This window comes from Kosakonia beeri (assembly GCF_054165705.1).
Genome location: NZ_CM135106.1, coordinates 1,122,507 through 1,146,295 on the forward strand (window position 1 = coordinate 1,122,507; position 23,789 = coordinate 1,146,295).

The following is a 23,789-nucleotide window of genomic DNA, read 5'->3' on the forward strand; positions in this document are numbered from 1 at the left end:
GCTGAAGAATTCGGTAAATATTATTCAATGAACAATAACCTTTTTGGCAGGCGGGATATTTAATTTTAAATAACGGATGGGATATTCCCTCCCCGTGAAAGGGGAGGGCGAGAGGATCAAAAGTTCCAGTCTTCGTCTTCGGTTTCGACTGCTTTACCCATTACATACGAGGAACCAGAACCTGAGAAGAAGTCGTGGTTTTCGTCTGCATTGGGCGAAAGGGCGGCCAAAATCGCCGGGTTCACTTCTGCCATTTCCGCCGGGAAAAGGGCTTCATAGCCGAGGTTCATCAAAGCCTTGTTGGCGTTGTAGCAGAGAAACGCTTTCACATCCTCGACCCAGCCACTGTCACCGTACAGATCTTCTGTATAGCGCACTTCGTTATCGTAGAGGTCGAGTATCAATTCCAGCGCGAAGTTTTTCAGTTCTTCGCGTTTATCGGCGCTCACTTTCTCCAGCCCTTTCTGGTACTTATAACCAATATAGTAGCCGTGGACCGCTTCATCGCGGATGATCAGCCGAATCAAATCTGCCGTATTGGTCAGCTTACCGCGGCTCGACCAGTACATCGGCAACCAGAAACCGGAATAGAACAGGAAAGATTCCAGGAACACGCTGGCAATTTTCTTCTTTAGCGGCTCATCGGCGCGGTAATGCGCAAGGATCAACTGCGCTTTACGCTGCAAGGCGGCATTCTCTTCACTCCAGGCGTAGGCAGCATCCACGTCTTTGGTCTGGCAGAGCGTGGAGAAAATCGAACTGTAGGAGCGGGCATGCACCGCTTCCATAAAGCTGACATTCGACAGTACCGCCTCTTCGTGCGGTGTGATCGCATCGCTCATCAGCGCGGGCGCGCCAACGGTGTTCTGAATAGTGTCGAGCAGTGTCAGCCCAGTGAACACGCGTATAGTCAGTTGTTGCTCCGCCGGGCTTAGTGTTTGCCAGGCGGGAATGTCGTTCGACAGCGGCACCTTTTCCGGTAGCCAGAAGTTGCTGGTCAGGCGATTCCACACTTCCAGATCTTTGTCGTCCTGAATGTTGTTCCAGTTCACCGCGCTGACGCGTGACAGTTGGCTCATCCTTTTCTCCTTACAACGCGCAGGACACGCAGCCCTGGATCTCAGTGCCTTCCAGCGCAAGCTGACGCAGGCGGATGTAGTACAAGGTCTTAATGCCTTTTTTCCACGCGTAAATCTGCGCTTTATTGATATCACGGGTAGTGGCGGTGTCTTTAAAGAACAGCGTCAGCGACAACCCCTGATCGACATGGCGCGTGGCTTCGGCGTAGGTATCAATGATTTTTTCCGGCCCAATCTCATAGGCATCTTCATACAGCGCAAGGTTATCGTTGTTCATAAACGGCGCAGGATAATAAACACGTCCGGTTTTGCCTTCCTTGCGGATCTCAATTTTCGACACGATGGGATGAATGCTGGATGTCGCGTGGTTGATATACGAGATCGACCCGGTGGGCGGTACCGCCTGCAGGTTCTGGTTATAAATCCCGTACTGCATCACATCCTGGCGCAGTTGTTGCCACATCTCACGCGTAGGCAATGTAATGCGGGATCGTTCGAACAGCGCACGGACTCTCTCTGTCTTCGGTTGCCAGTCGCCTTCCAGGTACTGGTTGAAATATTCACCGCTGGCGTAACGGGAGGCCGCGAATCCGGCAAAAGCGTGCCCCCGTTCACGGGCGATCATCATTGAGGTATGCAGCGCATGCCAGGTGATGGTGTAAAAATAGAAATTGGTGAAATCCAGCCCTTCCGGGCTACCGTAGGCAATGCCTTCACGCGCCAGGTACCCATGAAGATTCATCTGCCCAAGCCCGATTGCGTGAGACGCGGCATTGCCTGCCTCCACCGACGGCACTGAACGAATATGACTCATATCCGAAACGGCTGTCAGCCCGCGAATGGCGGTTTCGACGGTACGGCCAAAATCCGGAGAATCCATAGTGTGGGCAATGTTCAGCGAACCGAGGTTGCAAGAGATATCGTGCCCAATGGCGGCGTAATCGAGGTTTTCGTCGAAAGTCGAGGCGCTGTTTACCTGCAAAATTTCCGAACACAGGTTACTCATGTTAATGCGCCCGGCAATCGGATTGGCGCGGTTGACCGTATCTTCAAACATAATGTACGGGTAGCCGGACTCAAACTGGATCTCTGCCAGCGTCTGGAAGAAATCACGCGCATTAATGTAGCTTTTGCGCACCCGATCGTCTGCCAACAACCGATCGTACATTTCGCTGATCGCCACATCGCCAAAGGGTTTGCCATATAAGTGCTCAACATCGTAAGGCGAAAACAGCGCCATTTGAGCATTCTCTTTTGCCAGCCGGAAGGTGACATCCGGGATCACGACTCCCAGCGACAGGGTTTTGATGCGGATCTTTTCGTCAGCGTTCTCACGTTTGGTGTCGAGAAAACGCAGAATATCCGGGTGATGGGCGTGTAAGTACACCGCGCCAGCCCCCTGGCGTGCGCCCAACTGGTTGGCATAAGAGAAGGCGTCTTCCAGCATTTTCATTACCGGGATCACGCCGGAGGACTGGTTCTCAATACGTTTGATCGGTGCGCCCGCTTCGCGCAGATTGGACAGCAAAAACGCCACACCGCCGCCGCGTTTTGAAAGTTGCAACGCCGAATTCACCGCACGCCCAATTGACTCCATATTGTCTTCAATACGCAGCAGGAAACAGGAAACCAGTTCACCGCGTTGCTGTTTGCCGCAGTTGAGGAAGGTGGGCGTCGCCGGCTGGAAGCGTCCGGAGAGGATCTCTTCGGTCAGTTGACGCGCCAGCGCATTGTCACCCTGCGCCAGCGTGAGTGCGACCAGGCAGGCGCGATCTTCAAAATGTTCCAGGTAACGTTTGCCGTCGAACGTTTTCAGCGTATAGCTGGTGTAAAACTTCCACGCGCCGAGGAACGTCTGGAAGCGAAAACCGCGGGCGTGTGCGTGGGCAATCAGATCAACCACAAAGGCGCGATCGTAACGGGCCAGTACGCTTTCATCATAATAGCCTTCCGCCACCAGATAATTCAGGCGCTCATCCTGACTGGCAAACGTCACGGTATTCGGGCGCACATGTGTTGCCATAAACACATCGACGGCCTGGTGATCTTTATCGAACTGAATGCGCCCCGCGTTATCATAAAGATTGAGCATTGCATTCAGTGCATGGAAATCAGGCGTGCTTTGCGTCACGCGTTCTGCGGTTGTCGTAGCCAAAATTCGCTCACTCCTTTACGCACGTTATCGATGTCCTGCCGGGTGCCCATCAGCTCAAAACGATACAGCCAGGGGACGTTGCATTTCTGTGCAATCACATCGCCCGCGCGTCCGTAAGCGTCGCCGAAATTACGGTTACCGGAGGCAATCACACCGCGGATCAACGCGCGGTTATGCGGATCGTTCAAAAAGCGGATCACCTGACGGGGCACCGCACCCGCCGTGCCACCGCCGCCGTAACTGGGCACCACAAGGATATAGGGCTCGTCTACCTGGATACGTTCGCGCTCATTCAGCGGAATGCGTACCGCCGGCAGCCCGAGACGCGCCATAAAACGCTGCGTATTTTCGGAACTGCTGGAAAAGTAGACGAGGGTGCTCATGCGCTGGCCACGCTGGGGGCGCTGTGCAGGCGGTTGATCATATCCGGGCGAAAACCGGACCATTTATCCTCTCCGGCGACCACCACCGGTAACTGACGAAAACCCATCGCCCGCAGATCCTCTACCGCTTCCGGCACCAGATCGACGTTCACCATTTCGAACGCCAGGCCACGGCTTTCCATGGCACGTTTGGTGGCGTGGCACTGTACACAATCGTTTCGAGTGTAAATGGTAATGCTCATAATTCGTATTTCCGTTTAGAATGATTAAGCGGCGCGAAAGTTCGCGTCAGTTAGTGTGTCAGTTACTGAGAAGAATACTAGATGTAGTTATTAGAAGATGCAACCACACAATATATAGGAATTTGTCATAGGCTTTACCCGAAGGATGGAAACAATGGGTAAGGGGGTTTTGTACACGTTTTACACAGAGTTAGTGCCGCCGGAGCAAATAAAAACCCCTGCAGGCGGGGATCCGGCAGGGGTTAGCGGTAGTCAGTTAATCGTTAGCGACGCAAGCTCAACAGGGCGCCAAGAAAGATCCCTACCGCGGCGGCAGCGCCCACGCTGCACCAGGGTTTATCTTTAACAAACGTATCTGCGCAACCTACGGCATCTCGCGCCGCTTGTTGTACGCGGTTGCGACCGTGCAAACGAGCACGCGTCTCTTTTAGCAGCGCCTGCGCCTTGCGACGTGCGGTTTCAGCTTCGTCTTTGGCATCACTGCCCCAGGATTTCAGCACCGCTTCCAGGCTGTCTGCCAGCTGGTTTACATCGTGGTTGATCTCCTCAACACCTTCATCTACATCACGGCGATTCGGTCTGTTAAACATAGGATCCTCCCTCGTTTTTGATGTGAAATTTAGTGTAGACCATATTTTTCGAGGCCAGACGGCAATCGCGCCTTTCGCCGCCGTTTGTGGACTTTTCTGAAAGCGTTGCCAATGCTGAGTCATGTAAGGTGGCGATGCTGTAGAAAGATGACGAGGAAAATCTATGTATTTAAGACCCGATGAAGTGGCACGCGTTCTGGAAAATGTGGGATTCACAATGGATGTGGCAACGACGAAAACGTACGGTTATCGCCGTGGCGAAAATTATGTTTATGTGAATCGCGAAGCGCGTATGGGCCGCACAGCGCTGGTGATCCACCCCACGCTTAAAGAACGGAGTTTGTCGCTTGCGGAGCCCGCCTCGGACATTAAGATGTGCGACCACTACCAGAATTTCCCGCTTTATCTCGGCGGCGATGCGCAGGAACATTACGGCATTCCGCATGGCTTTAGCTCACGGATGGCGCTGGAAAGGTTTATTACAGGATTATTTGGTGAACCACAGCATTAAGCAGCAGGTTTTAAGCCTGCTGCCCGCCATCAGGCTTTGGCCTGATGGTAACGACTCACCCGGAACAGACGGCGGCAATAATCAAGGAAATAGCCGTACACCGCGCCCATCATCATCGACAGCACAATATTAGAGCTGACTGCAGCGATAATCTGGTGCCCGTCTGCACCCACCGACCACAAAATTGCCACATACACTGGCGACTGAAACGTCACGTAGGCCAGCACGTCCGCCAGATTTTTCATCCAGCCTGACGGGCTAAAACGGCGGGCAAAACGCATAAAGAGATCGCGGTACATTCCATATGGCCAGGCAATAATAATGTTTACCGGAATCGCCACCAGACGCGATGAAAGTGACTGCTCAAAGCTCATTCCAGAGAGAAATATTTCAATCAGCATGTTCACTACCGAGCAATAGACAACCATCGCGAAGGTGTCTGCTGCGGCGTGACGCAGGCGGGACTGCGAAGAGAACATGAGCGAGCTCCTTGATACTCAATAAAAATAGCAAACGTAAAGGGGATATAGCGTTTTGACGTGCCTGATTTGATGCGGATAGATTATCTGTCTGGATATAAACTAACAACTAGCGATTAATTTTTATTATTTTCTCTTTATTGGATAAAGTGCTCTGCGAGTGTGCGTTTTTTGTGCATTTCATTATTTTTGTTGGGGTTGGTTAAAAAATTCTTTATTTTCATGTTGTTATATTTTCATGTGTAACGACAGGCTGTTTTAAGCGAGATAAATAAATGCTCTTTCAGAGGAGTGTGCTTAAGGCTGCAACATGGAAAGGCCTTGCAGGATTTTTTATGCTGATAAAGCTGCATGGGTAGTGTTTAATTCTGAGGATTACTGTGATTATTTATGCGTTTTTATTGCATAAGAACGGCATGTGCGGTGAGAGGACTCTCACCGCAAACGATCAGCAAACGCCGAAATCTCCCTCTTCTTTATAGAGAGAAACATCCTCGGCCTTCAGCGTAAGTTTGTCCGCTTGCTCATCATGGGCAGGCACTGCAACGAGTTGATCTTCATGGACTTCAAGCACCTTTAATTTCGGGCCGCCAATGCGCGGTTGCACGATATCGCCGACAGAAAACATACAGAGCTCCTTTGTTGTGAGTTTGTGTTCATAACCATAGCCTGGCGCGGAGTTACGGTATAGCGCAGCGATAGCGTAAAACAGCGTAAAAGCGCCAGATAAAGGTGGCGAGGCCAGCCTCAGCAACTATTCTTAAAGAGAAAGTGTTTTTTTTCAATGAGCTGCAATGTACTTGCAAGGGAGGCTGTATGGGTTTCTGGCGTATTGTCTTTACGATTATTCTGCCGCCACTTGGCGTACTGCTTGGCAAAGGTTTCGGCTGGGCATTTCTTCTTAACATCTTACTCACGCTGCTGGGGTACATCCCAGGTCTGATCCACGCCTTTTGGGTACAAACGCGCGACTGATCTTCAGGCGGGCGGTTTACCGCCCGCCCTGCTCGCATGCTGCATATATTCTCGCCAAAATCGTAAAGATTTGTTTCATTCAGACGATAAATACCTCGTCTGGTAATGATTCTAAGGAGAAGAGATGAGCATTAAGGACGTCGGAGCTGTGTCTGCCACACAAAATATGCCCGATACGACGCGTCAGTCAAAGACCATCATCTTTGCAGGTAAAGAGATCGTCACCGAGCGTTCCATTGCAGTAACTTTCTCTGCCGAAGCGCTTGCGCGCGGGATGGAAGGTCATACCCCACCGACCAAAGAACAGATTGAAGAAACGACCCGCGCTGTGGCAGCGACGCGGAATAACAACATAGCAGCCACGACCCGTGGTGGACCGAGCCTGGCCAGTGCGTTTTATGGCGATCCGGCCACCGCTAACGATGCCGTGCGTTTTATCGACTTTTTCCAGCACTCAACAGTTGCCGCTGACGATATGGCCAATGCGCTCCATCAGGCAATGACGTCACCTGAAGTTAGTGGCGACTACACCACCAACGCGATGGATTTGGCACTGACACAAGCCAAGCTTAACAAAGTGGTGCAACAGTACGTCTCTGCGGATTATCAGCAGCAGGCCAGCGATTTTGTTGCCCAGTTTATCCGTGAAAAAGCCGATCAAGCGGATCAGCAGACCCGCGTGGTACTCACCCAGGCGGCCACGCTGGCACAAAGTCTTGGCGATAGCGGGCAGGCGCAGCACCATCAGGAAGCGATTGCGCAACTGAGCGCCGGGACACACGCTTCGCAGACCGTGCGCAACGAGATGTTACAACTGACTGCCGGCAGTAAAGACAGCGATGTCTGGTTTACTCAGCTTAATGACCGGGTGAATGCAAGCCCTTCGCTGCCGTACATCAGTGAGATGGAAAAAAGCCACATCAGCGCGTTGCAGCAGCAGTGGCAAAGCTTTGTGAATAACGTCAGTGCCGTAAAATAGTGGCCATCCCCGCTACGGCGGGGATGTGTTTAATAACCAACGGCATAGGTGCGCCCGGTCTGCACGCCAGCGATACTGCGGCGATAAGCCAGTGCGACGCGCGCTGCCGGCACACTTTCAAACCCCGGAAAGAAGGGGCCATAGCCCGCGGCGGATTCTGCCAGCATCGTTGGGCTAACCACATTGATACGTATGCCACGCGGCAATTCGCAGGCCGCCGCTTTGACAAAACCCTCCAGCGCAGCGTTAACGGTGGTGGCATTAGCGCCCTGGGCAATGGGTTCCACACCAACGATCCCGCTGGTCAGGGTAATCGAGCCGCCATCATTGAGATAATGCTGGCCAATTAATGCCAGCCGTACCTGTCCCAGCAGTTTACTTTCCAGACCCAACGCAAAATCTTTCGCCGTCATGCTCGTCAGCGGGCCGAAAAACAGATCCCCCGTCGCGGCGACGATCGCATCCACACGTCCGGTTGCGGCAAACATGGCCTGCACGCTCTCATCCCGGGTAATATCGACCTGCAGATCGCCGCGCGTAAAGCCAACGCAAAAAATGTCATGCTGATTGTCTTTGCGCAGTTCATCAACCACCGCGCTGCCCACGGTGCCGGTGGCACCAATAACGATAATTTTCATTGTGCTCTCCATCTGTCCTGGAAGAGCGCATTCTTTCCCTAATCATTGATAAGATAAATGAGTGAAAGGTTTGTTGATTACAAAGTGTAGGTTAGCAATATGGATAAACTGCGCAGTATGGAGATCTTCGTCACGGTAGTGGAGGAGGGCAATTTTACAGAAGCCGCCGCCCGGCTGGCGATCTCGGCAGTGATGGTGGGGAAGTACGTCGGGCAACTGGAAAACGCCCTCGGCACGCGTTTACTGGTACGCAATACCCGGCGGCAAAGCCTGACCGATGCTGGCCGCGTGTTCTACGAAGAAGCCCGCCGGGTGCTGGAGCAGGTACATGTAGCGGAAACCTCCATTGAGCGGCTACGGGCTACGCCCGCCGGCACCCTGCGTGTTAGCGCCCCGACCACGTTTGGCGCCTGCGTCATTGCACCCTTGACGGCCGTTTTTCTGAACGAGTGGCCGCAGGTGCGTGTTGAACTGGATCTCAGTAACCGGCGGGTCGATCTGGTCGAAGAGGGATTTGACCTGGCGATCCGTATTGGCGACGTGTGCCCCGACGATGTGGTGGCTAAACCGCTGTGTCTGTACCGGATGGTGATTTGCGCTGCGCCGTCCTATCTGGCGCGTTATGGCACGCCGGTGACACCGGACGATCTGCGCGATCACCGCTGCCTGACACACATGGTATGGAACGCGCATAACGAGTGGAAATTGCCTGGCGACGGCGGTGAAATACGCTGGCAGCGTGATCCGGTGTTGCGCTGTAATGACGGGCAGGGCTTGCGGATGGCGGCCATTGCCGGAGCGGGCTTATTGTTGCAGCCGGAGATTCTGGTTCGCGGTGAGCTGCACAGCGGCAAGCTGGTGCCGGTACTGCAACGCTTTTTGCCCGTACCACGCCCGATTCACCTGCTGTGGCGGCAGGATAGCCGCCCGTTACCGAAACTGACGCACTATATCGATCACTTACGGTTTCACATAACGGAATGGGTTAATGATTAACCGGCGCGATATACGCTCGCGCCGGCCGTCTCAGTGGATTAGAAGGTTTCCCAGTTATTGTCGCTGGTGGATTGCGTCGCAGCTACCGGGCGAAGGGGCGCTGCTTGCGGTTTGCCGGGTTTGCTACTGGTCAGTGCGTTATGGCCGTTGACGCGGAATACCGCAACCGCCTGGCGCAACTGTTCAGCCTGCTCTTCCAGCGCCGCAGAGGCGGCGGCAGACTCCTGCACCAGCGAGGCGTTCTGCTGGGTGACGCTGTCCATTTGCGACACTGCAAGGCTCACCTGCTCGATCCCTTTGCTTTGCTCTTCCGACGCAGAGGCGATTTCCCCCATGATATCGGTCACGCGGGTAACGGCGTTAACGATCTCCTTCATCGTGTCGCCCGCTTCTGCTACCTGGGTGGTACCCGAGTTGACACGGTTAACGGAGTTTTCGATCAGTGTCTTGATCTCTTTCGCTGCCTGGGCGCTGCGGCTGGCAAGGGTGCGAACTTCCCCGGCGACCACGGCGAAACCGCGACCCTGCTCACCCGCGCGGGCAGCTTCGACGGCGGCGTTGAGCGCCAGAATATTGGTCTGGAAAGCGATGCCATCAATCACACTGGTAATATGCGCAATTTGCTGCGAGCTGTCGGAGATTTCGCTCATTGTGCGCACCACATTGCTGACGACCTGGCCGCCGCGCGCGGCGGTATCCGAAGCCGTTTTCGCCAGTTGCGAGGCCTGACGGGCGTTGTCGGTGTTCTGTTTCACCGTGGCAGTCAGTTGCTCCATACTGGCGGCCGTCTCTTCCAGCGAGGCAGCCTGCTGCTCAGTACGAGAAGAGAGATCGTTATTGCCGGTAGAGATTTCACTCGCCCCGGTGTAAATCGAGTCGGAACTGTTACGCACGGCGCTAACAGTCTGCACCAGCGAGGATTGCATTTCATGCAGGCCCGCGGCCAGTTGGCTCATTTCGTTGCGGCCCTGGGCGGAAATGGACTGGGTCAAATCGCCGCCAGCAATCGCGCGGATATGGCTCATAATGCTGTGCAGTGGCCTCAGCAATAAATGTTGCAGGCCGAGCCAAATCACCACCATTACCGCAATCACCACCAGCAAAATCGTGCCGAGTGTCCACTGCATGCTGGTAAAGCTGCTTTGGTTTTCCTGGGCGGCGGCTTGCAGGAAGGTGTTATTTTCAGCCCGCCATTTGGCATAGCTGGCCTCCATATCATCCTGCGCTTGCTGCGCATCCAGGTTGCCGTAGGCTTCGTAATTATTGGCTTTCAGGAAGGTAATCGACTGTTGCAACACATCGTGCATTTTGGTGACGTTTTGCGCGACTTCATCGGCTAACGCCTGATCCTGACCCGCAACACGCGGTGTGCTTTTATAGTTGTTGAAGTAAACGTCGGCTTTACCGAGCGAGTCGGTCGCCGTGGTCAGCAGTTTATCGATACTGGCAAGCGACGCGGGATCGCGCTGGTTTTTTAAAAAGCGGATAGCCACTCGTGTAACGGTGACACGTGTTTTGACTAGCGTATTTACGCTGTCGCCAAGATTTTCTTGCTGTGCGTTCAGAACACCCGTGTTCTGGAAGTTGATTCTGTCGTTGTTGACCGCCGAGTAGAAGAGACCCCCGGTGACCAGTTGAAGGAGGCAAAATACTGAGAGAGCAATAATAATGCCGGTAATAACCCGTATATTTTTAAGCATGGCCATAGTCCGTGAAAGAGTCGGGATTGCTCAACAATTATCGACCTGGCCGGCAGTAACTTTATGATCGCTTTTTAAACACTTAACGTGGACTAAATAAAGTGCCCGGTGCGTCACACACCGGACTGTTGGGTTACTTTTTGTTGCGCCGTTTTACCGCCAGTGCGATACGCGGCTCCAGCAGTTTTGCCACGGCGGCAAACACCGGTACCACCACCGAATTGCCAAACTGGCGGTAAGCCTGGGTATCAGAGACGGGAATACGGAACGCGTTTTGCCCCACTTTTTCGAAGCCCATCAGGCGGGCGCATTCGTGCGGTGTCAGGCGGCGCGGGCGTCGGGCCTGGTTTTCTGCGTGCGTAAAATCGGTTTCGCCAAGCGCTTTATCCCAGCCGCGATCGACCAGAATCTCCGAGCCATCTTTATGGTAGCGTGCCGACAGGGTGCGGGCGACGCTATCGGCACGGGTCGGATCGACCAGCCCAAAGCCGAAACCGTTGCCTTTTGCCGCATGTTTTTTGGCATAGCGATAGAGGTAGCCCCACAATTTCTGCGACAGCACGTACTTACTGTCGACGGAGGGATCAAGCAGCTCGCCAAATGTCGGGCGCTGCGCCGGGTAAAGGCGGTCAATATCGCGCAGTGTAAAGCCTTCGCTAAGTTGTAAATCCCGGCGGAAGCCGACCAGCACAATGCGCTCCCGGTGCTGCGGCAGAAAATGCTTACCATCGATAATTTTCGGATCGTCTTTACCCGACGCATCGGCGTCGGCCACGTCGTAACCCAGTTCGTCCAGCGTATTCATGATCACGCTAAAGGTTTTGCCTTTGTCATGGCTTTTCAGGTTTTTAACGTTTTCCAGTACAAAAATGGCCGGGCGGCGGGCTTTGATGATCCGTGCAACGTCAAAAAAGAGCGTCCCTTGCGCTTCGCATTCAAAACCGTGGGCGCGGCCAAGCGCATTCTTTTTACTGACGCCAGCAAGGCTGAATGGCTGACAGGGAAAACCTGCCAGCAGCACATCGTGTTCGGGGATGTGCTGCGTAATGTGTGCGTAGGCTTCTGTTTCACTGATAGCGGGGTTGCCGCTCAGCGTCACCTCGCGAATATCCTGATTAAAGGTGTGCGTGGCTTTATCGTTGTACCAGTTGGCTTTGTAGGTGCGCACCGCATTTTTATTCCATTCGCTGGTAAAAACACACTGCCCGCCGATGGCCTCAAAGCCGCTACGAATGCCGCCGATACCGGCAAAGAGATCGATAAAACGAAAGCGATAATGCGGGTGGTGTGCCGGCGGGGAAGGCAGCAGGTCGCGCAGCAACGCTTCTTCGGCTGCGGTCAGCCTTTTCGCCGCGCCTTTGCCATTGACCCAGCGGTTAAGGGATTCGCGGCTCCATTCGAGTTTGCCCGCTTTTTTTAACTGCTCTGCCACATATTTCTGGCCGTAAATTTCCAGTACCTGGTCGAGTAATGCCCGGTCGCGCAACTGCTGCCGCTGTTGGTCAGTGTCGGCCTGCGCCAGCAGATCCTGCGCAAGTGAATCTAATTCCGCCATGGCGTCTCCTTGGATTATGGGCTGAATATATCACTCATTTGACCCAGAGGAGAATCGCCAGAACAGGGGGTTATTGCTGAATAAATGCCGCTGGTACGGCTTCCGTCAGCCACACGCCGTTGTCGGCTTGATAGAAAACAAAGCCTTGCGCATGCATTTCGCCCGCGAGAATGCGTAACACCACGGGTTTGCCGTGGCGTTGCCCTACAGTTGTTGCGGTGACTTCATCGGCAGATAAATGCACATACTGGCGCGACTTCGCCTCCAGCCCCTGGGCCAGGATGTCCTCCAGAAAACGGGTAGCAGTACCGTGGTATAGCGTACCGGGCGGTGTTACAGGCGTGTACGAAATTTTCACTTGCGAAGTTGAATGCCCCTGCGCGGCGCGAATGCGTGCGCCATCGGCAGAAAGCGTAAAGCGCTTTTTGTCGCTGGTATCGACAATTTCCTGGATCAGCGCAGGGGTATAGTGATAACCCTGTCTGGCTGCCCCCGCGATTAACGCGTCAACACTGGCCCAGCCTTCTGCATCCAGTGTCAGGTCAATCGCCTGTGGCTCATGGCGCAGCACGTAGCTTAAAAACTTACTCAGTTCACTCTGTTTTTTGTTCAATGATGGCTCTCCCTCGCAAAGTGCTATTATCCTGCCGCTGTTTTTGCCTGGCAATTCACGACAATTGGCGATGGCCTGCAAAACCCTTAACGGTTGTTCCACGGCATTTTCGCCAGCAGTAGCGCCATGCCACACCAGCCGCTAAGCCCGGCGAACAGCAGTCCCGCGCCGACAAAACCCGACAGCAGGAAAAAGCCAGGGTTGACGGTATAACCCAGTACCACACCGGCGAGGATCAACGTACCGGCAACGATTTGCACCTGTTGCATCAGCGGGCGTGGCTGGCTTTTATCTTCAATGGTTGGCAGGTTCACCTGTTTCCAGTGATTTAATCCGCCTTCAAGGATCATGACCTCTGCCGTGCCGGCTGCCTGCACCAGTGCCGCAATGTTTTGTTGAGTTCGCATGCCGGACTGGCAATGAAAGATCACCGTTTGTGTCGGCGGGAGCATTTTCCCGGCCTGTATTTCGTCAAGCGGCAGCGAGAGCGCGTCTTGCAAATGCTCGCGGCGAAACTCTGCCGGCTGGCGAATATCGACAATTACTGCGCCCTTTTTCTGTAACGCAAGGGCCTCTTTCGGCGTGGCCTGAGTGTAATGCATGATTATGCCTCCGGGCAGTATATGCCCTTGAGTGTGCTGATAATTTCCCGTACTGCAGGATCTTTAATAAAGTAATTCACCCGCTGAGCGTCGCGCTGACTTTCGACCAGACCTTCTTCCTTCATGCGTGCCAGATGTTGGGATGTAGCAGAAGGGCTCAGACCAGTGATAGCGCTCAGTTCGCCTGCCGGAGTGCCTGGCGCATCGATCAGCATACAGAGAATAAGCAGTCGGTGCGGGTTGCTCATTGATTTCAGCAGGCAGCTGGCCTGAGCGGCCTGCGCCTGCAGTAGGTTGATTTGGGTCGCGTTCATTTTAGTTTAGATTTTTCTAAATTTAGATAAATCTAAAATAAAGGGGGGGAGAATACAAGTGAAGAGTGCCGCCAGACTCTGGCGCTGACGGCATGACTTTACGGGCGCATCAGGGTCGGGCGCTTGGCGTTAAACGTCCAGTTATCGATCAGAAATTGCATGCCGATGGCATCGTTACGGTTTTTATCCGGCAATGACAGGTAAAGTTGATGCGCCGCTTCTACGCGCGCCATATTCAGCGTAATCCCTAGCCCTGGTCCTTCCGGCAGCGCCAGAAAACCGTCGCGAATTTTCGGTGGTTCCTGGCTAAGTTGCTGGCCATCCTGCCAGATCCAGTGCGTATCAAACGCGGTAATGCGATCGCCCGGCGCGGCGGCGCCCAGGTGAGCCACCATCGCCAGCGAAATATCGAAGTGATTATTCGAATGACAACCGGTTGTGAGTCCCCACTCACTGCATAATTGCCCGACGGTATGGGCATTGCGCAGTGTCCAGAAGTGCGGGTCCGCCAGAGGGATATCGATAGCATTCAGTCGTAACGCATGCTCCAGCTGCCGCCAGTCATTGGCAATCATATTGGTCGCAACCGGGACGCCCGTGGCCCGTTTAAACTCCGCCAGGGTTTCGCGACCAGAAAATCCCTGTTCCGCCCCGCAGGGATCTTCCAGGTAAGGCACGCGCCCGGCCAGCTGTTTGCCCAGCCGTATCGCCTCTTCCAGCGACCAACTGGCATTAGGATCAACCGTCACCCGCGCACCGGGGAAGCGCGCCAGCAGCCGCTCGACCGTTTCCACTTCATAGTCGCCCGCGTGCACGCCGCCTTTCAGTTTAAAGTCGCGAAAACCGTACTGTTCTGTGGCCGCCTCGGCCAGACGCACCACACTTTCATGATCCATAGCCTGCTGGTGGCGCAGCCGGAACCAGTCGCCATGCTCATCTTCGCCGGACAGGTAGTTCATCGTCGTTTTACGGCGATCGGCGACATAAAACAGATAGCCGAGCACCGGAATGCGATCGCGCTGTTTGCCGCAAGCCAGCAGATCCGCCACCGGCAAATTGAGCCATTTTCCCTGTAAGTCCAGCAGCGCGGCTTCAATCGCCGCCACGGCGTTATAAAACTTTTCCGGGTTCATCTGCGGAATATGAATCGTGTCGGCCAGCGTACTGTGCTGGTTGCGTGCATCGCTGCGCCACAGCTGGCTGAGGGTGTGATTCAGACGCAGCAACTCACTGCCGACAATCTGTGGTTCAAAGCGCGCCAGCAAGTCCAGCACTGAACTGTGGCATGGGCATTCGCCGACGCCGGTATGACCGCTGGAATCGGTCAGTTGCACCAGAATGCGGGTGAAATAGCAGTTATGCGCCCCGCCAATATTTAGCAGCATACTGTCGTACCCGGCCACCGGAATGACCTGCATTTTGGTTATTATCGGGCTAGCGGACATGTTTATTCTCCACGGTCACAAAGGCACCGGGGGAGGGGGTATGCCGGAACAGCAGCAGCCACAACCCGGTGATCACAGAAACGCTGGTTAACGCATACAGCCCACCGGTGGTGGAGCCGGTGGTCAGTTCCAGGTAGCCAAACACCGTCGGGGCGAAAAAGCCGCCGAGATTGCCAATGGAATTAATCAACGCAATGCCTGGCGCCACAATGCTGGCGGGCAACTCGCCTTGCGGCATCGGCCAGAACAGCGTGGCGCTCACTTTCGAACCGATGCAGGCAATAATCATTGCCACAAAACCGAACCACGGGTTACCCATTGTCGCCATAAAGGTGCCACAGGCGGCAACCAGCATCGCCAGGCCCAGCCCCTGGTTCAGTTTGTCGCGGTAGCGGTCGCTGTAACGGCCCACGACATTGAGCGCAATAATGGCGCACAGCCAGGGGATGGCGGTGAGCAGGCCGATACCAAAACTGCTGAACCCCTGAATACGCTGGATAATCTGCGGCAGCCAGAACACCAGCGTGTAGCCGGTCATGGTCATGGTGAAGAAGATCAGACAATAGGTCAGCAGCCGCCGGTCGGTAAGTAACGCCCATTTTCCCGGTGTGGTGTGGTAGCTTTCACGCGCGTGGTCTTCCTGCTCCAGCAACGCAGTCAGCGCGTGTTTCTCTTCGGCGCTAAGCCAGCGTGCATCTTGTGGGCGCGACACCAGCACTGCCAGCGCAATCAGCCCTACCAGGACCGAGCCGCCGCCTTCCAGAAACATCACCCATTTCCAGCCAGCAATACCCATGAAATCATGCATCATCAGGATGGAACCGGTAATCGGGCCGGAAAAGAGGAATGCCCCTGCCGAGGCGCTTAAGATCATTGCCGTCGCGCGCCCGCGATGGCTGTTTGGCACCCACTGACGAAAGTAAAACAACACACCGGGGAAAAAGCCCGCTTCCGCAACGCCGAGCAAAAAACGCAGTGCATAAAACTGTACCGGCGAGGTAACAAACCCGGTCAACATCACCACCAGCCCCCAGGTCACCATAATGCGGGTGAGCCACAGCCGCGCGCCATAACGTTTCATCATGATATTACTGGGGACTTCAAACAGCGCATAACCAATAAAAAACAGACCGGCCCCAAGGCCAAAGGCCGCGGCGCTGATCCCGGCGTCAGTGTGCAGTTCAGCTTTAATAAAGCCAATATTAGAACGGTCGATTTGATTAATGATCAACATTATTGCCAGCATAGGAATGATACGGCGGAAGAATTTTCCGACCGCGCTGGAAATATGTTTTTGCAATTCGGGAGGTACCTGCAGATGCCCTGTCTCAGTCATGGGTGTGCTCCTGTTATTATAGTTTTTAAATAGTAAGGAGCTCGATAAGGGAAAAATATGTGCATCAGCACAAGGGTTGTTGTGTGTTTATGCAAAAGTTACACGCTATCATGATGTTATGTTTGATATTGACGGGCATTTGACTTACGGATATGCGTGATTATTCACAAAAAACACATCAATAATGAATAAATCGCCCGGATGGTTGGAAAAATCATTATTGTGGTCTAGCGATATATCGTTGCGTCATTATTATTTGAAATTTTCTGGCGATATTTTAAAAATAACGTCACGCTTCGTGTTGAATAAAACACTCACACTTTTCGGTTGAATTATTACAAACATATGCGTTTACTGGCCTGAAATACCTTGTTATTAATCAGAGAATAACCTGAGGTTTGCCGGACGATGAAAAACACATTATGGGTGCTGGCAGCATGGCTGACGGCGTGGGCCAGTGGTGCAAACGCATGGAGTCATGCGTTGCCTGTGGGAGCGGCGGTGGGCGACCAGTCGCTTTCGCCGTTTTATATCTGGGACAGCGCGCTGCCCTCTCAACCGGGCGTGATGCTGCGCGAAGAGCCTCAGCCACCTTCGCCTGGCATCACCGATGCCGGGCAAACGCAACGCATTCTTTATACCTCGCAAGATAAACGCTGGAATGCAGGCATTGTCCCGGTCAGTGGTGCTGTCTGGTTCCCGAAAGGAGAGCCGCCCGCCGGTGGCTGGCCGGTGCTCGCGTGGGCGCACGGGACGCTGGGCGTCGCCGATGCCTGCGCGCCCTCATGGACCAACCCCACCCCGCGCGATGCAAACTATATCAATCAATGGCTTAAGCAGGGCTTTGTTGTGGTTGCGACCGATTACCAGGGACTCGGTGGGCCAGGCCCACACCCCTATATGAACTGGGAGGCGGAAGGGCGTTCGGTGCTCGACAGCGTGCGCGCGGCCCGGCAAACCTGGCCGCAGCAGGTTGCCAATAACCTGGTGATCAGCGGGCAATCGCAAGGTTCCGGTGCATCGCTCGGGGCGAGCCTGATTGCGCCAGACTATGCACCCGAACTGAAGCTGCGCGCGACAATCGCCACAGGAATTGTCGCCACCTTTCCGGATGGCCCCATCAAACCTGGCCATGCCCGCCCTGGTCAGCGCGATCCTGCGCGTTTTACGTTACTGCGGTTGATCGGCGGATCGCTGCCGGACGGTGCCCCCGAGGCCGATAAATGGGTAACTGAGCCGGGGGCGAAGATGCTGGCTCTCGCCAGAACGGCCTGTATGCCAGAGTTGGGGAAATATGAACGGCGCGAGAACATCACCGGCGCGAAGGCGTTTATCGGCGGTTCACGCCAGGTGGATGCCGCCCTGCTGCCGGTGACGGATATGCCCGTGAAGCTATTTCCTGCGCCGCTCTTTACCGCCACCGGGCTGGCTGATCACACACTGGCTCCGCATCATCAATATGCCGCTGTCGCCGCGCTGTGCGCCGGGGGGAATGCCGTCGAGTGGAAAACCTATCCCGGCATTACCCACAACGGCACGGTGAACGTGGCATTTGGCGATGAACTGGCCTTTGTGCGTGAGGTAATGGCGCACTCCCCGCAGCAAAACAGCTGCGGTTCATTGCTCGCGCCAGGCGAACCGCAACAGCCGCTGAAGGGAATACCATTCAACCGCTGAGGCCTTACGGGTGCCGCCAGCGCAACGTTGCAGGCAAAATGCGCTGCGGCGGAGTCGGCTCGTTGCCCTCAATCATCTGCGTGATGATGTCGAAGCAGTCCTGCGCCAGGCGTGGGATATGTTGTTCCACGGTATCAATCGGCAGCGACAGTGAGTCATAGAGGTAGTGATCGTCAAAGCTGGCAATGTGGATGTCGCTCTCCAGCAGATGGTGCTGGCTCATATAGCGCAGCACCCCTTCCAGCAGACCACAGGCGGCGGTAAACAGCGCTTTCGGCGGGCGGCCTAACCTGGCGCACAGCGCGGCGAACATCTCATAGCCGCTGCTGGGGTGATAATTGCCGTGAATAATCCATTCAGGGCGCGGCGTGACGCCGGCGCGTTCCAGCCCTTGCATAAACCCGGCGAGGCGATCTTTAGTCGGTGACAAACGTGGCTGGCCGCCAAGAAAATAGATTTCGTCAGGATTGGCCCGTGCCAGGCGTTCCACCAGCCCGGCGGTAGGGGTGAGCGAGTCGGTGATCACCAGCGGCAGGCGCGTTTCATTGATATGGCGGTCAAACAACACCACTGGCAGCTGTTCACTGAGCTTCACGTAGTCGCTGTCGCTTTGCATGCTGGAAGCGACAATCAGGCCATCGACCTGACGCGCCACCAGGTTGTTAACCACCACGGTTTCCTGACTGGCGTTTTCGTCAGTGCAGGAGATCAGCAGTTGCAGGCCCGCTTCGCGGCAGAGGTTTTCCAGCTCGTGAGAAAAAACGGCAAAACCGTAGTTGGTAATTTCCGGCACCACCAGCCCCAACGTATGGCTGCGGTTTTCGCGCAACAGGCGGGCGTGAATACTCGGCTGATAATGATGCTGCTGGGCAATCGTCAGGACACGCTCGCGTGTCTCCTGCGCCACCCGCAACTCTTTACCCCGGCCGTTAAGCACCAGGCTGGCAGTGGCTTTTGACACCCCTGCCAGCGCGGCGATATCACTGATGGTAACGCGTTTTGTTTTTCTCACGGTTTTGCATCGGTTAATGAAACAAGCACTTATTCTACCATGCAAGAACGTAACGACCAGTAGCGTGCCCGTACTTCTGCGTCGCCTGACAGGGTTAATTTCGCCGGATGCTCAGGGAAGTAGCGGCTGCTCATCACACCTTCGCCATCGTTAATAAAGATCTCAACGCTGGAGTGATCGCACAGAATCTGCAATTTCCGGGTATTACCGCACCAGTAGCGGTACAACCACTCGCCCGTTTCGAGGCTACGACGCGCAAGACGCAGTTCGTCCTGGTGCCACTGCAGGATCAGCGTACCGGCAAAATCCAGCGTCACCCCGGCGTCGCACTCCAGCACCAGTTCAAGACGTTGTGCATCCAGCGCGGGCAGGCGATCGGCCGTGCCCTGCCAGCTCTGCTCTTCACCGCGCAGCGCCTGCAACTCAACAATCGGCTGTTGCAAAAGTTTGCCATCGCGAGAGGTGAGTTCGCGCAGGCAGGTCATTTGGTGGATCCAGCCATTGGCGACGGTAGGTTGCAGCATCTCTTCGCCATCCGGTACCCCCATCCAGCCCACCAGCAGGCGACGCCCGTCTGCGGTCAGGGTGGTTTGCGGGGCATAAAACTCAAACCCTCTGTCCAGCTCGCTAAACCCGCCGTGCAGGTAGCGCGCGTTGGCGTAATCCAGTTGGCCGCTCAGGTAGGCGCTCGGATAGGTATTCAGCCAGCGCTTCTCTTCCCGTGCCAGCCCCTGCGGGCAGCAGATAAGAAATGTGTGGTCGTCGAGGGTGAACATGTCCGGGCATTCCCACATATAACCCGCTGCATCCAGACCGCCGAGTCCGCTTCCGGCGACTTCGCCCAGGTTCTGCCAGTTCCATAAATTTTCGGAACGCAGCAGCAGCACCTTACCTTGCAATTGCAGATCCTGCGCCCCCAGCACCATGTACCAGTACTCGCCATGCCGCCAGACTTTGGGATCGCGCACATGCCCGGTATAGCCATGCGGTAAGGGGAGCGCCGGGCCAAGCTTATCGAAGCCGCCTTCGCTGTTTTGCACCGCCAGACATTGCCAGGCGGTACGCGTACCGTCATCAAACTTCACATTGCCGGTGTAGCAGAGTGTCAGCACACCGTTATTATCCACCGCGCTGCCCGAGTAGCAGCCGCTGCGGTCATACTCTTGATCCGGCAACAGCGCCACCGGTTCATGCTGCCAGTGCAGCAGATCGTCCGAACTCCAGTGCGCCCAGCCTTTGTGCAGGTGCTGGCAGCCCAGCGCATTCCACTGGTAAAAAAGGTGGTAACGCCCGCCAAAGTGAATGAAACCGTTCGGATCGTTGAGCAGCCCTGTGGTGGGCGCAAGGTGCCAGCCGGGGTAATGGCTGTCTTTTAGCGCCCTGGGCTGGCCTTTCATCACTGCCTGTAACATGGCAGGGAGCAGGTTTTTTTCAGCCATTATTCAGAGTCCGTTTTGTATTTCAGCAGGTATGAGAGCACAAAGGCGACGCTAAATGCGATAACCATGCCGATGGCATAATTAAGCAGCGAGCTGGCCTGCACAATCGCCATGCCCGGAATGCCGGTCAGGCCGACAGCAGTCATATAAACATGCACAGACACCACCCAGGCCCCGCCCACGGCTCCGCCCACCAGCGCAGCAATAAACGGTTTAACAAAGCGCAGGTTGATACCGAAAATCGCAGCTTCGGTAATGCCGAGCAGGGCAGAGAACGCCGACGGCAGGGTGATCGCTTTGATTTTCGCATCTTTGGTTTTAAACCACACGGCCAGGCAGGCGCCGCCCTGAGCAACGTTCGCCATCGCCCAGATCGGTAACAGGAAGTTTACGCCGATTGAGGGATTACCCAATAGCCCGGCTTCAATAGCGTGGAAGCTGTGATGCACGCCGGTGATGACAATCACTGAATAGAGCCCGCCAAACAGCAACCCGGCCAGCCAGCCGGCATGGGCGATCAGCGTGCTGAGCACAAAGGAGATGCCGTCGCCCAGCGCACGTCCGGCGGGGCCGATAATCAGCATGGCGATGAAACCGGAGATGATCACCGTCAGGAATGGCGTCAGGATCAGATCCAGCGCATCCGGGATCACACGACGCAGTTGCTTCTCCAGCACGCTCATAAACCACACTGCCAGCAGGACCGGAAAAACGGTGCCCTGGTAGCCAATCATCGCCACTTCAATGCCGAAGAAATTCATGGTGTGGAAACCAGCCGCCACCCCCCAGGCGTTGGTCAGCGCCGGGTGAGTCAGAATGCCGCCCAGCGTTGCGCCGAGGTACGGGTTACCGCCGAACTCACGGGCAGCGGTAAAACCAATCAGGATCGGCAGAATGATAAACGCCGCCGAACTGAACATGTCGAGCATGATATAGAGTGCGTTATCCGGGTTGACCCAACCGTAGGTTTTCACCATACCCAGCAGGCCCATTAACAGACCAGAAGCGACAATCGCCGGAATAATCGGTACGAAAATATTCGACAACAAACGGGCGATACGCTGGAACGGGTTCAGCTTACGTGCGGCGATATCGGCGGCTTCTGACTTACTGGTTTCGCTGATCCCCGCTTCGGCAATAAACGCCGCGTAGACTTTGTTGACGACGCCGGTACCAAAGATAATCTGCAACTGTCCGGCGTTACGAAAACAGCCTTTTACGCCGTCCACTTTGCCGATGGCGGCGGTGTCCGCTTTTGCATCCTCGACCAGCACCAGGCGCAGACGCGTGGCGCAGTGCGCGGCGCTGGCGATATTCTCCTTGCCACCCAGTAACGGCAGTAGCGACCGGGAAATTTGTGCAAAATCCATAAAAACCTCTGTTTTATCGTTTTTGTGGTGTCAACCAGGCGAGAGACGGCTCCTGCACCCCGCAGGAGCCAGCCTCATCAGAACCAGGTTTCCATTTGTACGCCGAAGTTCCATTCGCCGCCGGCTTTGAAGCCGTTGCTGCCAAAGGCATCATCGCTGGCATACTTATCCAGACGGTGATCCCAGTCCATCCAGGTGGCGAAGAGGCGAATTTCCGGACGTTTCAGGAATTCACCCACATCGCTGGCTTTCAGCGTCGGGGCGACGGTGAGTTTGTAGAAGCTGCCGCTCACGGCGTTACGGCTGTTATAGCCTTCCGGGCGCAGATCCATGTACTGATAGCTGCCTTCGTACTGCATTTCGAAGTTTTCAGTAATGCCCTGAATCAGGCGCAGGTTAGCGGTCGCCCACTGGTAGCTGTCGCCTTTGACGTAGCGATCTTTACTGCTCTGCGCCAGCAGTGCCGGCGCAATATGCCAGCCACCGCCCAGCGGGGTAATGCCGTAGCTCGCCAGGCGCCAGGTGTTGGCATCCGACAGCAACGCGCCATCGGAACCGATAGATTTCACCTCTGCGCCCAGGCCGTGACCGTAAAGCAGCGCGGTCTTCGCTGACCCCTCGCGCAGGCCGTAGAAGCTGTCGTTATGCAAGCCGAGCAGGGCATGTACACCGGTGTTGGCCGCATCTCCTTTCACTTTGTTGCCGTCCAAATCCAGACGATCGTCGTTATCTTTGGCACGCATACCGCTGACCATCAACTGTACCGGGCCGTAGAAGTTGTTCAACGACAGAATATAGTTTTGCGCGGTGTTTTCGCTGTTCTCAATATCGCCAAATGTGCGGCCATACACCGAGATGTTACTGCGGGCATTATCGCTCCACTTCATGTCATAAACACCCGCCCCTGTCCCGGCGAGGAAGACGACATCGGAGTCAATCCAGTGGATGTCGAAGTTATCCCTGTCGAAGCGTTTACCTGCCCAGACGGTGGAGTCTTTAAACGCACCGCTAAAGCTGGGCAGGTGGCCGATTTCGGTGAAAGCCTGGCGCAGGTTGAGATCGCTGGAGGAGGCCGTCCAGTCGTTGTAGGTTTTCTGGCCGTCGGCGAGCATCACCTTAAAGCGGGTAGTCGCTCCGTTGGCCAGCGTCTGTTTATGTTCGAGGTTCATCTCCACATAGGTATCCGGCTCGTTACCGAGACGACCTACGTGACCGCCGGTTTCTCCTGCGGGCGTGACCGTTGGACCGCCCTGGGTTTTGGCGGCGGAGTTGTTCATCAGCAGGCCTGAACGTGCATAGCCGTGAAATTCAAAGCCGCCTTCGTCACTGGATTTCTGCTCCAGTTTCGCAGTGCGCTGCTCCACTTGTGTGGTGGTGGTTTGCGTTTTTTGCTGTGCGGCAGCCAGTTGCTGCGCCTGTTTTTCTGCAGCCTGTGCGCGGGTTTCAGCGGCACTCGCGCGCTGCTCTGCTGCCTGCAAGCGCTGTTCCAGCGCCGCCAGGCGCGCTTCAATACTGCTCGTGCTGGGATCGGCGGCCCAGGCAGAGCCAGAACTTAAAATCAAACCAAGGGTTATTGCGAGCGTGCTTTTTTTCATCGTTTTGCATCCCTAAGGAAGAGCCATCATCACAGAGTTATTTTGCTAAACCGGTTTAGGTTGCAAATCATAATCACGGTGAAATTACCGAGGCAATCAAATTT

The 23,789-nt window shown here is 55.1% G+C and carries 24 protein-coding genes; 5 read left to right on the top strand and 19 right to left on the bottom strand.

Going from position 1 to position 23,789, the window contains the following annotated elements; genetic code table 11:
* Positions 1-116: 116 nt before the first annotated feature.
* The 5 genes from nrdF to ACUY4S_RS05530 all read right to left on the bottom strand — a co-directional run bounded on the left by nrdF (position 117) and on the right by ACUY4S_RS05530 (position 4,449).
* A complete protein-coding gene (gene nrdF, locus ACUY4S_RS05510) occupies positions 117-1,079 on the bottom strand; it encodes a class 1b ribonucleoside-diphosphate reductase subunit beta (RefSeq protein WP_458023202.1) in 963 nt (320 codons plus the stop codon).
* Positions 1,080-1,089: 10 nt separating this feature from the next.
* Positions 1,090-3,234 (bottom strand): class 1b ribonucleoside-diphosphate reductase subunit alpha, encoded by a 2,145-nt coding sequence (nrdE, locus tag ACUY4S_RS05515; protein ID WP_458023203.1) that lies wholly within the window; start codon positions 3,232-3,234, stop codon positions 1,090-1,092.
* Complete coding sequence (gene nrdI / locus ACUY4S_RS05520) at positions 3,207-3,617, bottom strand: class Ib ribonucleoside-diphosphate reductase assembly flavoprotein NrdI (RefSeq protein ID WP_312692048.1); 411 nt, start codon at positions 3,615-3,617, stop codon at positions 3,207-3,209. The genes nrdE and nrdI overlap by 28 nt, the downstream gene beginning before the upstream one ends.
* A complete protein-coding gene (gene nrdH, locus ACUY4S_RS05525; RefSeq protein WP_458023204.1) occupies positions 3,614-3,859 on the bottom strand; it encodes a glutaredoxin-like protein NrdH in 246 nt (81 codons plus the stop codon). Before nrdH ends, nrdI begins: the two co-directional genes overlap by 4 nt.
* Positions 3,860-4,122: 263 nt before the next feature.
* Positions 4,123-4,449, bottom strand: coding sequence for an ElaB/YgaM/YqjD family protein (locus ACUY4S_RS05530; RefSeq protein ID WP_312692054.1), 327 nt, complete (start codon positions 4,447-4,449; stop codon positions 4,123-4,125).
* Positions 4,450-4,612: 163 nt separating this feature from the next.
* Between ACUY4S_RS05530 and ACUY4S_RS05535 the strand changes: the two genes are divergently transcribed.
* Positions 4,613-4,960, top strand: coding sequence for a DUF2002 family protein (locus tag ACUY4S_RS05535; protein WP_312692057.1), 348 nt, complete (start codon positions 4,613-4,615; stop codon positions 4,958-4,960).
* A gap of 29 nt (positions 4,961-4,989) precedes the next feature.
* On the opposite strand, the gene alaE is transcribed toward ACUY4S_RS05535, so the two are convergent.
* Entirely contained in the window at positions 4,990-5,439 is a 450-nt protein-coding gene (gene alaE / locus ACUY4S_RS05540) for an L-alanine exporter AlaE (protein ID WP_312692061.1), read from the bottom strand.
* A 448-nt stretch (positions 5,440-5,887) separates the two neighbouring features.
* Positions 5,888-6,067 (bottom strand): GDFGVC terminal motif YodC-like protein, encoded by a 180-nt coding sequence (locus ACUY4S_RS05545; protein ID WP_312692064.1) that lies wholly within the window; start codon positions 6,065-6,067, stop codon positions 5,888-5,890.
* A gap of 188 nt (positions 6,068-6,255) precedes the next feature.
* On the opposite strand from ACUY4S_RS05545, the gene ACUY4S_RS05550 reads away from it, so the two are divergent.
* Entirely contained in the window at positions 6,256-6,414 is a 159-nt protein-coding gene (locus ACUY4S_RS05550; RefSeq protein WP_312692067.1) for a YqaE/Pmp3 family membrane protein, read from the top strand.
* Between the two features lie 124 nt (positions 6,415-6,538).
* Positions 6,539-7,393 carry a hypothetical protein gene (locus ACUY4S_RS05555; RefSeq protein ID WP_458023205.1) on the top strand — a complete coding sequence of 285 codons (855 nt, stop codon included), beginning with the start codon at positions 6,539-6,541 and terminating at the stop codon, positions 7,391-7,393.
* Positions 7,394-7,422: 29 nt separating this feature from the next.
* Here ACUY4S_RS05555 and ACUY4S_RS05560 read toward each other — a convergent pair whose 3' ends face one another.
* Positions 7,423-8,031: a short chain dehydrogenase gene (locus ACUY4S_RS05560; protein ID WP_312692073.1), complete on the bottom strand. Its 609-nt coding sequence runs from the start codon at positions 8,029-8,031 to the stop codon at positions 7,423-7,425.
* Between the two features lie 99 nt (positions 8,032-8,130).
* On the opposite strand from ACUY4S_RS05560, the gene ACUY4S_RS05565 reads away from it, so the two are divergent.
* Positions 8,131-9,027 (top strand): LysR family transcriptional regulator, encoded by an 897-nt coding sequence (locus ACUY4S_RS05565; protein ID WP_458023206.1) that lies wholly within the window; start codon positions 8,131-8,133, stop codon positions 9,025-9,027.
* A gap of 38 nt (positions 9,028-9,065) precedes the next feature.
* Here ACUY4S_RS05565 and tcp read toward each other — a convergent pair whose 3' ends face one another.
* The 7 genes from tcp to ACUY4S_RS05600 all read right to left on the bottom strand — a co-directional run bounded on the left by tcp (position 9,066) and on the right by ACUY4S_RS05600 (position 16,592).
* Complete coding sequence (gene tcp, locus ACUY4S_RS05570; RefSeq protein WP_312692080.1) at positions 9,066-10,727, bottom strand: methyl-accepting chemotaxis citrate transducer; 1,662 nt, start codon at positions 10,725-10,727, stop codon at positions 9,066-9,068.
* A 133-nt stretch (positions 10,728-10,860) separates the two neighbouring features.
* A complete protein-coding gene (locus tag ACUY4S_RS05575; RefSeq protein ID WP_458023207.1) occupies positions 10,861-12,282 on the bottom strand; it encodes a DNA cytosine methyltransferase in 1,422 nt (473 codons plus the stop codon).
* Positions 12,283-12,352: 70 nt separating this feature from the next.
* A complete protein-coding gene (locus tag ACUY4S_RS05580; RefSeq protein WP_458023208.1) occupies positions 12,353-12,895 on the bottom strand; it encodes an RNA 2'-phosphotransferase in 543 nt (180 codons plus the stop codon).
* Positions 12,896-12,981: 86 nt separating this feature from the next.
* Positions 12,982-13,497: a rhodanese family protein gene (locus ACUY4S_RS05585; protein WP_458023209.1), complete on the bottom strand. Its 516-nt coding sequence runs from the start codon at positions 13,495-13,497 to the stop codon at positions 12,982-12,984.
* Between the two features lie 2 nt (positions 13,498-13,499).
* Positions 13,500-13,811: an ArsR/SmtB family transcription factor gene (locus ACUY4S_RS05590; RefSeq protein WP_458023210.1), complete on the bottom strand. Its 312-nt coding sequence runs from the start codon at positions 13,809-13,811 to the stop codon at positions 13,500-13,502.
* A 98-nt stretch (positions 13,812-13,909) separates the two neighbouring features.
* A complete protein-coding gene (locus tag ACUY4S_RS05595; protein WP_312692094.1) occupies positions 13,910-15,256 on the bottom strand; it encodes an enolase C-terminal domain-like protein in 1,347 nt (448 codons plus the stop codon).
* Entirely contained in the window at positions 15,246-16,592 is a 1,347-nt protein-coding gene (locus ACUY4S_RS05600; protein ID WP_458023211.1) for an MFS transporter, read from the bottom strand. The genes ACUY4S_RS05595 and ACUY4S_RS05600 overlap by 11 nt, the downstream gene beginning before the upstream one ends.
* Before the next feature lie 408 nt (positions 16,593-17,000).
* Between ACUY4S_RS05600 and ACUY4S_RS05605 the strand changes: the two genes are divergently transcribed.
* The gene (locus ACUY4S_RS05605; protein WP_458023212.1) at positions 17,001-18,269 is read left to right on the top strand and encodes a lipase family protein; all 1,269 of its coding nucleotides are present in this window, start codon (positions 17,001-17,003) and stop codon (positions 18,267-18,269) included.
* Positions 18,270-18,273: 4 nt separating this feature from the next.
* On the opposite strand, the gene ACUY4S_RS05610 is transcribed toward ACUY4S_RS05605, so the two are convergent.
* The 4 genes from ACUY4S_RS05610 to ACUY4S_RS05625 all read right to left on the bottom strand — a co-directional run bounded on the left by ACUY4S_RS05610 (position 18,274) and on the right by ACUY4S_RS05625 (position 23,685).
* On the bottom strand, positions 18,274-19,281 hold the full coding sequence (locus ACUY4S_RS05610; RefSeq protein WP_458023213.1) for a substrate-binding domain-containing protein: 1,008 nt from the start codon (positions 19,279-19,281) through the stop codon (positions 18,274-18,276).
* 29 nt (positions 19,282-19,310) lie between these two features.
* Positions 19,311-20,720 (bottom strand): sucrose-6-phosphate hydrolase, encoded by a 1,410-nt coding sequence (locus ACUY4S_RS05615; protein WP_458023214.1) that lies wholly within the window; start codon positions 20,718-20,720, stop codon positions 19,311-19,313.
* On the bottom strand, positions 20,720-22,090 hold the full coding sequence (locus ACUY4S_RS05620) for a sucrose-specific PTS transporter subunit IIBC (RefSeq protein WP_312692105.1): 1,371 nt from the start codon (positions 22,088-22,090) through the stop codon (positions 20,720-20,722). Before ACUY4S_RS05620 ends, ACUY4S_RS05615 begins: the two co-directional genes overlap by 1 nt.
* Before the next feature lie 77 nt (positions 22,091-22,167).
* The gene (locus ACUY4S_RS05625; RefSeq protein ID WP_312692108.1) at positions 22,168-23,685 is read right to left on the bottom strand and encodes a carbohydrate porin; all 1,518 of its coding nucleotides are present in this window, start codon (positions 23,683-23,685) and stop codon (positions 22,168-22,170) included.
* Positions 23,686-23,789: the final 104 nt, after the last annotated feature.